Annotated in this window: 12 protein-coding genes; 6 read left to right on the plus strand and 6 right to left on the minus strand. The window is 39.3% G+C overall.

Translation table 11 applies throughout. The features are described from left to right. Positions 1–651 precede the first annotated feature (651 nt). From AACM45_RS14380 to AACM45_RS14405, 6 genes are all read left to right on the plus strand, one after another. Positions 652–804: a hypothetical protein gene (locus AACM45_RS14380; protein ID WP_339143545.1), complete on the plus strand. Its 153-nt coding sequence runs from the start codon at positions 652–654 to the stop codon at positions 802–804. 287 nt (positions 805–1,091) lie between these two features. Beyond that, complete coding sequence (locus tag AACM45_RS14385; RefSeq protein ID WP_339143546.1) at positions 1,092–1,460, plus strand: hypothetical protein; 369 nt, start codon at positions 1,092–1,094, stop codon at positions 1,458–1,460. Between the two features lie 11 nt (positions 1,461–1,471). Next, entirely contained in the window at positions 1,472–3,043 is a 1,572-nt protein-coding gene (locus AACM45_RS14390) for an FAD-binding protein (protein ID WP_339143547.1), read from the plus strand. Positions 3,044–3,329: 286 nt separating this feature from the next. Continuing rightward, a complete protein-coding gene (locus AACM45_RS14395; RefSeq protein ID WP_339143548.1) occupies positions 3,330–3,461 on the plus strand; it encodes a hypothetical protein in 132 nt (43 codons plus the stop codon). Positions 3,462–3,549: 88 nt separating this feature from the next. After that, positions 3,550–4,926 (plus strand): exonuclease domain-containing protein, encoded by a 1,377-nt coding sequence (locus AACM45_RS14400; RefSeq protein WP_339143550.1) that lies wholly within the window; start codon positions 3,550–3,552, stop codon positions 4,924–4,926. Between the two features lie 338 nt (positions 4,927–5,264). Continuing rightward, positions 5,265–6,044 (plus strand): LytR/AlgR family response regulator transcription factor, encoded by a 780-nt coding sequence (locus AACM45_RS14405; protein WP_339143552.1) that lies wholly within the window; start codon positions 5,265–5,267, stop codon positions 6,042–6,044. 98 nt (positions 6,045–6,142) lie between these two features. On the opposite strand, the gene AACM45_RS14410 is transcribed toward AACM45_RS14405, so the two are convergent. The 6 genes from AACM45_RS14410 to AACM45_RS14435 form a co-directional block, all read right to left on the minus strand. Next, complete coding sequence (locus AACM45_RS14410) at positions 6,143–6,325, minus strand: hypothetical protein (protein WP_339143554.1); 183 nt, start codon at positions 6,323–6,325, stop codon at positions 6,143–6,145. Positions 6,326–6,414: 89 nt separating this feature from the next. Further along, the gene (locus AACM45_RS14415; RefSeq protein WP_339143556.1) at positions 6,415–7,191 is read right to left on the minus strand and encodes an aldose 1-epimerase; all 777 of its coding nucleotides are present in this window, start codon (positions 7,189–7,191) and stop codon (positions 6,415–6,417) included. Between the two features lie 2 nt (positions 7,192–7,193). Beyond that, the gene (locus AACM45_RS14420; protein WP_339143558.1) at positions 7,194–8,483 is read right to left on the minus strand and encodes a M20/M25/M40 family metallo-hydrolase; all 1,290 of its coding nucleotides are present in this window, start codon (positions 8,481–8,483) and stop codon (positions 7,194–7,196) included. Positions 8,484–8,498: 15 nt separating this feature from the next. Beyond that, complete coding sequence (locus AACM45_RS14425; RefSeq protein WP_339143560.1) at positions 8,499–9,911, minus strand: CotH kinase family protein; 1,413 nt, start codon at positions 9,909–9,911, stop codon at positions 8,499–8,501. Between the two features lie 33 nt (positions 9,912–9,944). Further along, complete coding sequence (locus AACM45_RS14430; protein WP_339143561.1) at positions 9,945–10,925, minus strand: PLP-dependent cysteine synthase family protein; 981 nt, start codon at positions 10,923–10,925, stop codon at positions 9,945–9,947. 133 nt (positions 10,926–11,058) lie between these two features. Beyond that, complete coding sequence (locus AACM45_RS14435) at positions 11,059–12,300, minus strand: ABC transporter permease (protein ID WP_339143562.1); 1,242 nt, start codon at positions 12,298–12,300, stop codon at positions 11,059–11,061. Between the last annotated feature and the right edge of the window lies 1 nt (position 12,301).

Below are 12,301 nucleotides of genomic sequence, written 5' to 3' on the forward strand. Positions count from 1 at the left end.
CAAATACGTCGCTATTAGATAATGCATGTCCTTAAGGCTTAAGCTCTTTATAGATCTATGATAATATGATAGTTTTTTTGTAAATCGGAACCAGCCAAAAATGAGTTGATGTTTTCCCTTCCAAAACGAAACAAACAAGTATTGAGTTTCAGATAATATTTCGAAAGAAGAAGCTCAGAAAAAATATCCACCCCTATCATGACTCCTTCCCTAGACCCGCATCTAGGTATTTTTTGGTAACTAATCAAACTGTTAAATATAAACTTCATTCAAGGGTTCTTTTCCAAACGCAAAAGGATATGGTCTGAAGTAGTTTCATGAGGCATCGAAAAATAACAATTTCACAACAAATTCAACTACATGAAAACCTTAAAAAAACTAGGGTTTTAATGCAATTTTGAATTGAATTCAGGATAAAGTCACCTGTTCGATGAGCGAATTTTCTGAAACAATCTAAATTTCTTTATTTATTGGCATTTGAAAATGTAGGTTCTGGTCCTTTGCAATCTTCAATCCATCTCCTTTTTCTAAAAAACTAAGAATAATATTCACTGATTATACAAAAAAGCTTACAAATCATACATATCTATCTGCTAATCAAACCCTTTAGTATTACCTTTTAACAGTAAGTTACCAAAATACTTAATCAAGATGGACAAGAAGACCGTCCCTTTTAAGATACTGATATGGGCGATAGTGGCCATTGCCGTGTTATTCTTATTCCAACCCGAAATAGCCAATTTGCTCAACAATAGTAAAGAAGTCAACGTTTTCGGAACAAACATCAAGGCCAGTGAAAAATAATCAGAAGAACTGCTAGCCGCCCAAAATGAATTTGATGAAAAGGCTTCTCATTAGAATAAAAAAATTACAGCACAAGAAGTTGCCATGGATTCCCTTAACATGCTTGCAGTGAATTTGGCCGAACAAATTCAGGGGTGTCATGATGCGCAATTAACAGCGATTAATATGGACGCAAACCCTAGAAGTCTTAATGCGCTTAACAAGAGCATTATAAAATAGCTTTTTTACTTGAAGACTTTCAAATCATCAGAATGAATAAGTCGAAAACAAAAAATAACAACTAAACCATGAAAAAAAGCCTAAAGCCACTACGTATCACAACGCTCCTAATCCTTTTACCGCTATCATCATGCGTCAGCACACGTATCGAAGCCAGCCCCTATCAAGATAGCGTTGAAAATCTAGAGTGCCAACGTAAATCGAGTTGGAGTTATTGGTGGGGCGTGGCGCCGGGAGGCACTAAAACGGTAAGTGCAAATCCTGAAATAGCCGGAACCATCTGCCCTTGTGAGGAGAAAGCCATATCATGGACCGTGGTCAAGACCTCTTTTACCGACTTTTTATTGAGCTTGGTCACTGTCGGAATCGTAAACCATAGAACGGCCATCTATGGTTGTGCACGACCCCAAAATGGCGAAGGTGATTTGGATAATTAAAAAAGACAACTATGCTACCCAACGGAATAAACCAATTGCCCATTCAACAGTGGACCAACAAGCATGAAAATTTTACGCATGACCTTGTTCAAAACGCTTCTTTTAAATTAAGAAATCCTGCAGGGCAAAATCACAAGGAACGCTATCGAAAAACCACTAAAAATTTCCAATGGCTCATTCAACATGCCCTTGATAATAGCATAAAATTGCGAGCTATGGGCAGTGGATGGTCTTTCACTAAAGTAGGGGTTACCGAAGGGGGGTTAATAGATACAGCGGCATTGAATTTCTCGTTTCCACTTAGTCAAAAATATGTCGCGCACAATTATGCAAACAGTCCCGAAGACCTTTACTTTTTGCAATGCGGCGCCATTATCTATGAAGTCAATAACCGTTTGGATGCCAAAAATCCACCTAGATCCATAAAAGCTTCCGGGGCCAGTAACGGACAAACCATTGCCGGAGCGTTGTCTACAGGTACTCATGGGGCAGCATTCAAGATAGGGGCTATCCCAGATTTTGTAGTTGGCCTGCATTTGGTTACCGGACCTGATAGTCATGTTTGGTTAGAACGAGCTTCATACCCAGTAGCTTCGCAAGAATTTGTGGATTGGTTGGATGCCGATTTGATTCAAGACGACAATCTCTTCAATGCGGCATTGGTCTCTTTTGGCAGTTTTGGCTTCATTCACGGCGTAATGATTGAAACGGAACCCCAATTTTTATTGACAGAACACCGCGTTGGGAATATTGCTTACGACAATACATTGAAAAAGGCCATGACCCAACTCGATTTCTCGGACCTGCAACTACCCGGAACAGGACAAAATGGGGATTTATACCATTTTGAAGTACTTTTTAACATCCACAAATTTGAACCTAATAACCCTGATAAAGGTGCTTTTCTAAAGTACATGTTCAAAAAGCCTTTGGCACCACATCCTCCAATACTGAGAAGCAATGATTTTACCTATGGGGATGATCTTTTGGGAATCATTTCAACCGTTTTAGACAAACTGCCAGGTTCTGGGCTATTGATTCCAGCAATGGTCAATGCGATGTTTAAATTGGCTTTCGAAGCCCAAGACCCCATACAGGGGACTATAAAAGAGATTTTCAATTACACCAAGTTTCGGGGGAAAGTGGCAAGTGCAGCAATCGGAATCTCCATTGAAGATTCACCAAAAGCCGTTGAACTTATCGTAAAAGTGAACAAACAAAAGCCCTTCCCCGGTGGGCTTTCCCTAAGATATGTAAAGGGAACCCAAGCGGCCCTTGGCTTTACCAAATTTTCCAACACCTGTGTTTTAGAGATGGACGGGGTTGATGGCAATAAGGCTAGGGAGTTTTATGAAGCGGTATGGAACAAATTTGAGCAAGAGGGAATTGCCTATACGCTACATTGGGGCAAAATTAATTTCAACCTCAATGAAAACCGGGTTAAAAACATGTATGGCGCTAATCAAGTACAATCATGGATTGACGCTAGAAACCGATTGCTCTCCATTCCCGTATTAAGGGTCTTTGAAAATAAATTTATCGAACAATGTGGACTAAATAAGGTTCATGGCGCTATTGTTTAAGCCATAGTTTTTAAGGAACATGCTATTTATCAAATGTGTTGATACGAATCCCAAAAGAGCTTTATCAAACCTGGCTTTCAAGGAATTGACAATACAATTTTTCTCGCTACACTAGTATTCTAATCCAGCTCAAAGGTTCGATTTTTACGGTAAATAAAACCGCTGAAATGTACATTTTTTCGGTAAATTTCACAGCAATTGTTACTCGTCCGTAATATCATTTCCTGACCGATGATATTTTAATTTTTTAGGAATCCAGGGGATTTTTACAAAAAAATTACCCCAAATGAAAACTATCGTATTAAAGCTTAAAAAAGAGTTCACACCCACAAACCGATTAGCCGCTATTAGTTGCTTGATCATTTCAATCACCATTTATTTTATTATGGCCGTGTTGGGTAGGGAGATACCCTTATAAACTATTAAAACAAAAGTCTTAAGGCCACCTATTTGGTGGCTTTTTTCATTCTTAGTAATTTCAATTCCCAAAAGCCAAAAAGGATTCATTGTACACGATTATCGACATAGAGACCACGGGAAACGGAATTAAAGGCAATAAAATCACTGAAATTTCCATCTTTAAATTTGATTCGAACCAAATTATCGACGAATTCACCAGTTTGGTAAATCCGAAATGCCCCATCCCCCATTTCATTACAGGGTTGACCGGTATTGATAATGAAATGGTCGCTGCTGCTCCCACATTTGATGAAATCGCTGGGCAAATTCTTGAGATTACGAAAGACACCATTTTTGTAGCCCACGCCGTAAATTTTGATTACGGTGTCATCAAAGAAGAGTTTCGCCAACTTGGTATTGATTTTACACGAAAAAAACTCTGTACGGTTCGACTTTCAAGAAAATTGATTCCCGGTCTTCAATCGTACAGTTTGGGTAAGTTGTGTGCCGCAATTGCAATACCACTGACCGACAGACATCGGGCACGGGGTGATGCACATGCCACGGTACTTCTTTTTCAAACGCTTCTGGCGAAAAACGGTTCGGACGCTATACTAAAATCCTTTCTCAACGCCAGAAGTCAAGAAGCGACCCTACCCCCTTTGTTGGAGAAATCCAAAGTGGATAACCTGCCTTCGGCACCAGGGGTGTATTACTTCAAGAATAGTATCGGGCAAATCATTTATATTGGCAAAGCCAACAATATCAAGAGAAGGGTATTGGGTCATTTTTATGACAAAAGCAATCACGAAATCCGTTTATGCAGGGAAATAGCCGACATAGACCATGAACTTTCGGGCAGCGAGCTCGTAGCCCTTTTAATGGAATCAGCAGCCATTAAAAAACATTACCCAAAATATAATAGGGCCCAAAAGAGGGTGCTGAAACAATATGCCCTCTTTAGTTATGAAGACAGAAAAGGGGTTATCCATATCGCGTATGATACTCTAAAGAACATTCGTACACCCTTAAAAACATTCTACAATCAGGCTGATTGCAGAACCCATTTGGAAGAACTTTGCGAAACCTTTGCACTTTGTCCTAAATATTGTCATCTACAGCAAACTTCAAATGCCTGTTCACATTATAAGGCAAAAAATTGCGAAGGCATCTGCCGAGAAAGGGAAAGCGTTTCCGATTACAACCTAAAAGTGAAATCGGCCCTGGCCGATCTACAAAAAGTCGATGATGGAATCCTTATTCAAGAAAAAGGTCGTTGTATTGATGAAAAAGCTTTTGTACTTATGGAAAATACCTCTTATCTGGGGTATGGTTTTATCGACAAGGATGTACAGATAAACGCAATGGTTGATTTAGAGGCTTTCTTGATTCGGCAAGAAGATACGGTAGAGGCCAAGCGTATTATTCAAGCACATCTCAAAAAACATAATCCCCAACGTATGCCACTTCCACTGGTTTCATAAGAATTCGTCACACCAAATTCCATGAAACGATTTGGGGTACAGAAGTTGGTTACGATTGAGAACAACCACAACACGTCATCCCCAAACCGTGATTGGCCGAAACGTTATAGAAGCCAATATTTATTCAATGCGTATGCAAGTATCATCTTTTAAATCACGACACCTAGCACATTCCAATCCTGCATAAAGCGTTATGGATGGTATAGGTTTTTTTAAGTTTTTCTGATGACTTCATACCAAAATATACCTGTGAGTATTAAATTAATGGCATTTCAATACATTACCTGCTATATTAGCAAACATTATACTAACTTGCCTTTTTATATTTTTTTGAGTGAATGGATAAAACTTTAAAAATAGTACTGGTTGAAGATGAACCCATATCAAGTCTATATTTACAGAACCTAATTTCTGAGACTGGCATCAAACATGAGATTGTAGAAGAAATCACCTCGGTAGCAATGGCAGTATCCTTTTTCGCGAAAAATCCTGATTTTGATTTGATATTCATGGATATCCATCTGGGCGACGGCACTTGTTTTGATATCTTGGATACCGCTGGCATTGAAAAACCCATTATTTTTTGTACCACTTTTGACACCTATGCGGTTCAAGCCTTCAAATACAATAGCATCGATTATATTTTAAAGCCTGCCAAAATCAATGACGTGGAAAATGCCCTCAAAAAATATTGGTCAATCAAAAAATCCGATGAGGATGATTATTTAGTACGGATGGATAAAATGATGGATTCCTTTACGCCTCCACGCTATAAAAAAAGGTTTCTTATTCGGCATGAGAACAGGTTAAAGCCCGTACTTATCTCAAATGTCAGCTGTTTTTACTCTGAAGAAGGAAATACATATTTGGTGGAAAGGTCAGGTCACTCACACATTGTGGATTTTACATTGGAAAGGCTTGAAGAGCTTATTGATCCAAATGATTTCTTTCGTATCAACCGAAAAATGATGATCAATATAGACGAGATTCATTCTGCGGAAGATTACTTCAACAGTAGACTAAAAATAACATTGCAAACGAACCAATCAGAACTTGATCTCGTGGTAAGTAGAAACCGTGTAAGGCACTTCAAAAATTGGCTTAAAGGGGTTTCTTAAACCTTATTTTTTCATTTTTCGATACATCTTGGCCACAAAGAACAACCACACTATAAAAATTAGCGCAACCAAAATAGAGTAGCCAAGAATGAAATCCATTATTTTCTATACTTCAAGTAATTCATAAAGCCAAGTATGGTCGGTGCCCAAAATGCAATAAATATCGCATCTATCTTTTTTCCACTTAGGAAAAGTACTTCTGAGACGATGATAATGGATAATACCACTAAGAGCATGATGCAGTTCATCACCCCTATCCTCTCAATAAAATCTTTTAACATTAACAGTCATTAATACGATTAGTCGTACCAATTTACTTAAAATAACGTCTAATCCAATAAAAAAATTGTGATTCCTTTAACAATCTCGATTATCCCTTCGGATGAAGTCGAACCTGAAATACTTCTTCTTTAGTTACATGTTGAAACCCTTGGTGTAGTTCACGCTGCGCAACGGCATAGGGGTAAAAAGTTATCGGTTCTATACACAGCATATTAGATACCTCGGTCCAGCACATAAAATGTTTGAAACCTTCTGTTCTAATGGTCAACTCTTTTTTATCCTTCAAGGTTATTTCTTGGCAATCCGGAATTTCATAAGCACGGCTACCAACGGCTAAAACCTCACCAAGGGTCAGCTCTTTATCAGCTGTTTTAATCAAAGGATTCGAGGAATGTAACTTAAAAGCGGGATGATACCCCAACATAAAAGGCATATGATGGTCACCAGTGACCGCAAATGTAATCTCAAGGCCGTCGGCCAATAGATTAAATTGTTTTTCGACTTGAAAACTATAGGGCCAAGTCAATAATTCCTTAGGTGATTTTTCAGGATATTTTTTATTCTTAACAGGCGTACCTGCTTGATATTCTTTTCGAAACAAGGCACTTGTTTCAGAACTTTTGACAAGTTCATATGGCAACAGTCTAAAATGTCCGTGTTGGTCTTGAACCGCATTTCCCTTAGGTACTTTGACCAAAAAATCAGCCTCATCGACCGGGCCAATTATCGGAAACATTTCCGTGTCCGAACTTCCCCAACCGGGGCTTCCTTTCTGATGAATAAACTCATGCGAATCTACACGGTAACCTATCAATTCGCCATTGTCAATCGTTACAACCTGATTGTTCTTTTGTAATACTGTCATTTTCAATGTATCAATCTATATATTAAAATTGCCGCTCGTTTGGTAAGGGCCTCAATGGTATTGAGGTTTACGGTTTCTTGGGGTGTATGTGCACCTGAACCCATAGTACCTAAACCGTCTAGACAATCTACATAACTTGCCACAAACGATACATCGGCAGCTCCCCTTTTGCCAGGATCGTAGGCCGACACCTCACCTTGTTCCAAGTCTAGGCTCACTTGATTCAACAAGGTCAGTAATTTCATGTTCCCTTCTGTAGGCCCCATGGCGGGATAGCTATCGATAAAAGAAATTGACGCCGAAGTCTCCGGCAAATTATTGGCCACTATTTCACGCATTTTAGTTCTTGCCATCTCTTTTTGCGCTTCTGAAATAAACCTTAACCCCCCGTTCACCACGGCTTTTTGTGCTACTACGTTGGTTTTTCCAAAAACATCGCCCTTACTTGTGGTTTTATCATAATTGACGAAAGTACCACCAAGTAGGGTACCCGGATTGAATGTCAGTAAATCTTCACCTTTGACATCCGTATAAAATTGATGCAGGATTCTTGAGACCTCGAAAATCGCCCCTGCCCCTGTCCTTTCACTAAAAATACCTGAGGAATGTGCTCGTTTTCCCTCTACCTCCAAAACCCAACCAGATGCCCCACGACGTGCTACGGTAGCATAGTTAAAACCTGTTGAAGTTTCAAAGCCCAAGGCTATATCGCTGCGTTTGGCCGCTTCAATCAAATCTTTTCTACTCACTGATAAAGGCTTTCCGGTACTCTCCTCATCTCCCGTAAATGCAACAATGACTTGGGCATTATCTAATAAGCCATGCTCATGTAAGGCCTTTAAAGCAAACAATACCATAACATTGCCACCCTTCATATCATTGCCCCCCGGTGCATGGGCCACACTGTCATTTACCATTTTAAACTGTTGAAACGGACTGTCTTCTTCAAAGACGGTATCAAGATGGCCAATCAGCAATAATTTTTTTCCTTTACTACCAGAAGTCTCGGCAAACAAATGCCCCGCTCGATTCATCGCGATAGGCATATCAATCCACTGGGTCTCGAAATCGATGGCTTCGAGCGCATTTCTAAAAACCATACCGACTTCTTTGACCCCTTTGGTATTTAACGTACCACTATTGATATTGACCACTTCTTCGAGAAATGAAACGGCCTCGGCATTATTCTTCTCAATAGTCGTCAAGACTTTTTTTTCAACCCTCGTCAACTTTTGGGAAAATAGGGACCCCAGAACAAAAGCGAAGCAACATAATGCTAAAAGTCTTTTCATCTATTCGTAGTTCTTCTAAAGTTGGCTTATCGAGGTATCTAACCAATCTAAGCGCATTGTTATCCAATTCTGTAAATAAGCAAGTTCTTCGCCATAACTCGTGCCAACAAAATTGTTAGGCCAAACATACGACCCTATTACTGGCCAAACCTGAAAATTAATGTCTTTTGCCCCAGACTGTTCAAGGGTTTCTAAATAGTTGCCTATTCGCGCTTCTATAGCACCATTTGAAAACGTACTGCCCCTTAATGTGGCCCAACGGGCTTTTAACTGTTCGACAAAATCGGGGTCTTGCATAAACCTATCCCACCAAAATGGTACTAACCAAATATCTTGTGGGCAACGCTCATTGAACTTATACGCCCAAACCTGTGGACTACCGCCCCCGCAATAATCGGCATTACCAAAGGCAAGGTTAAAATCCCATATGGGGCCCATCTTCAACTTTTCATTTTTATCCTTATGCATGAATGTACTTAGTCGATACCCATCAACATTGTTTGCAAGTTCGTTAAGCAAGAAAAAATCAATAAAACTTGGCACATCAATGTAAGCTTCATAACCTAACACGGGATCCCTAAAATCATCTGATATCAAAGCATCCTCAAAAGCACCCATATATTCTGAAATATAAGTTTTCTGCGCTGCTGTAATATCTTCAGCATCTGGGTATTCGTACAAGAAATAGGTTTCTTGTCCACCGAAAGCATTTGGCGGTGGATAATCAGAAACAAAGGAATTCAACTCATTATAGCCCTCACCTAAATTGTTACCCGCAGTTTTATCAATCTTAAGTATATAACCACCAGTAACGTCTTCCCCCTCATTTTCATCCTCCTTGAGCTTGTTGATATCAATGCGTTCTCCGTCACGTTTTAGTTTTTCCATAAAAACGTAGACCCCTTGATAATTTCCATTAAGGGTCAAATCAACAAAAAGGCTCCTGCTGGCATACCTGCCGATATCACGGGACAGATCATAGATTAAAATATTGCGTATCAACGATTTATCGCTGTAAGGACCGTAAAGTATCCAATCCTCTTCTTCGGGAAGGCCTAAAAGTGACACATTAATGTCCTCATTATTTTCATCCCAGGTTTCAAGACCGTATGATTTTTTAGGAAAGAGGGTCTGTGAAGTAGCACCCCTAAATTCGATTCCCATATTACCGGAATACAGCGTATCATTTGCAACGATTATCGTTGCATCAGATGGAATTTTAGGTTCATCGACAATGGTACCCCCGTTCGTGTTTACGACTACTTGTGGCAACCTATCTTCTAACGGAATCTCAACAATTGGTTCCTCCTCACCGGTGACATCATCATCATTTGAAGGTAAATCATCATTACCACTGCAAGAGACCAGTACTAAAGTGAATAAAATTGTGTAGAGAAACTGAGAATCGTTTTTTAAGCGAAAAGTCATATCGGCAATTTTTTGACTTCAATTTACCAAAAACTATTCGATGTAACCCATTTTTTTCATCCAATCATCATTGAACATTTTACCGACATATCGACTACCGTGGTCATGAAACAACACCACGACGACATCCTCTTTGGTAAAATGTTCTTTCAGCTGTAACAAGCCTTTAACGGCAGCTCCGGCAGAATTGCCCAAAAACATCCCCTCTTCTTTGGCCAAGCGTTGGGTATAGACAGCAGCATCTTTGTCGGTAACTTTTGTAAACCCGTCAATAATTTCGAAACGTACATTTTTTGGTAAGATATCTTCCCCTATACCTTCAGTGACATAAGGATAAATCTCATTCTTATCGAAAATACCCGTTTCATGATACTTCTTAAAGACAGACCCATAGGTATCAATGCCCCAAACCTTTACATTCGGATTCTTCATTTTCAAGTACGATCCCACCCCTGAAATCGTCCCCCCGGTGCCTACACCAACCACAAAATGTGTGATTTTACCTTTTGTCTGTTCCCAAATCTCTGGGCCGGTACTTAAAAAATGGGCCTTACAATTACTTGGGTTATCATATTGGTTCACATACCAAGAATTAGGTATCTCTGTTGCCAATCTTTTCGCAGTCGAATAATAACTTCGTGGATCTTCTGGTGCAACGTCGGTTGGGCATACATGCACCTCACTACCAACGGCTTTCAGTATATCGATTTTTTCTTTGGACTGTTTGTCACTGATTACACAGATCATACGGTAGCCTTTCACGACGGCAGCAAGTGCCAAACCCATACCGGTATTGCCCGAGGTACCTTCAATGATGGTACCGCCAGGTTTTAAAATTCCCGCAGCTTCCGCATCATTTACCATTTGAAGGGCCATACGGTCTTTTACGGAATTTCCAGGATTGAATGTTTCGTATTTAGCGAGTACCAAACAGGGTAAATCAGCGGTCAATTGATTTAATTTCACCAATGGGGTGTTACCAATGGTTTCGAGGATATTGTTAGCGTATTCCATAGTTGGTGCCAAAAATACGAAGTACTTGGTTCAAAGTACCATTTTAGAAAAATGAATTATACAATACAGCTTGATAAAAATTTATGGGCTTCGATATCGTATAACTTGTTTCTTGTCCCTTGTCCAAAGAATCCTACTCAAACTTTATCGCCTTTACCGGAGCTATTTTTGAAACTGCGTACGATGGGATCAATAACATTAACAGACAGAGAAAAAGTACACCCACGTTTAAAAACAAAACCGAGGTGAGGTCAATATGCACGGGAATATATTCTACGTAGTATTCTTCAGGGTTGGGAAACTTCAAAAACCGAAATTTTTGCTGCAGAAAGAGTATTCCGAGACCGATAAGATTGCCCCAAAACAATCCGATCAAGATCAAATATGCCGCATTGTACAAAAAGACTTTTCGAATACTCCAGTTAGGCGAGCCCAGCGCCTTAAGAATACCTATCATTTGTGTACGTTCCAATATCAAAACCAATAGTGCGGTAATCATATTGATTCCCCCAACAATAATCATGATACCGATAATCAGTGCAGTATTAAAATCGAACAATGAGATCCACTCAAATATTTTGTAGTATTTGTTCTTCAGGTTTGTAGTATCTAAATCAGAAACGGTATGATTATAGATTTCCACGGTTTTTTGTTCAATCTCATCAAAGTCATTCAGAAAAACCTCAAAGTTTCCAACTTCATGAGCTTCCCATTTGTTCATGCGTTGAACATGACGAAGGTCAACAAAAATATAAGAGGCATCCAATTCTTCAAATCCACTATCATAGATGCCGACAATCTTGAACCTTCTGTTATTAGGTGTTTTGGATAAATCCCCATCCTTTAAAAAAATGGAGAAAAAAGTATCATCTACTTTTAAATTCAGTTTATTGGCCAAGATTTTAGAAATCAACACCTGCTCATTGAGTTCCCCCATGAAATCAGGGGTCTGGCCTTCTACCAAAAACTCTTCAAAAAATTTCCAATTGTAGTCTTTACCGACCCCTTTCGCCAAAATACCCTCAAAGGTCTCTTCAGTTCTAATAATTCCGGCCTTTACCGCAACTGCTTGAATATGCGAAACCCCTTCAACATTTTTAAACTCAGGATAAAACTCTTGGTCTAATGATACTGGCACAACGGATACTTCAGAATTATTATTATCAAAATTCAAAATCTGTACATGGCCATTAAAAGCAGCTACCTTTTCACGAATTTTCAATTGCAGCCCCGCACTAGAAGCTATGGCAATCAACATCATCACGATGCCAATTGCGATGGCAGCTATGGCTATTTTTATTATCGGAGCGGAAATACTAATTTTATGTTCCTTCCCTGTAATAAGGCGTTTGGCAATAAAAAACTCAAAATTCAAT

The sequence above is a fragment of the Croceitalea sp. MTPC5 genome (assembly GCF_036985505.1).
In the GTDB taxonomy this organism is placed as follows: Bacteria; Bacteroidota; Bacteroidia; order Flavobacteriales; family Flavobacteriaceae; genus Croceitalea.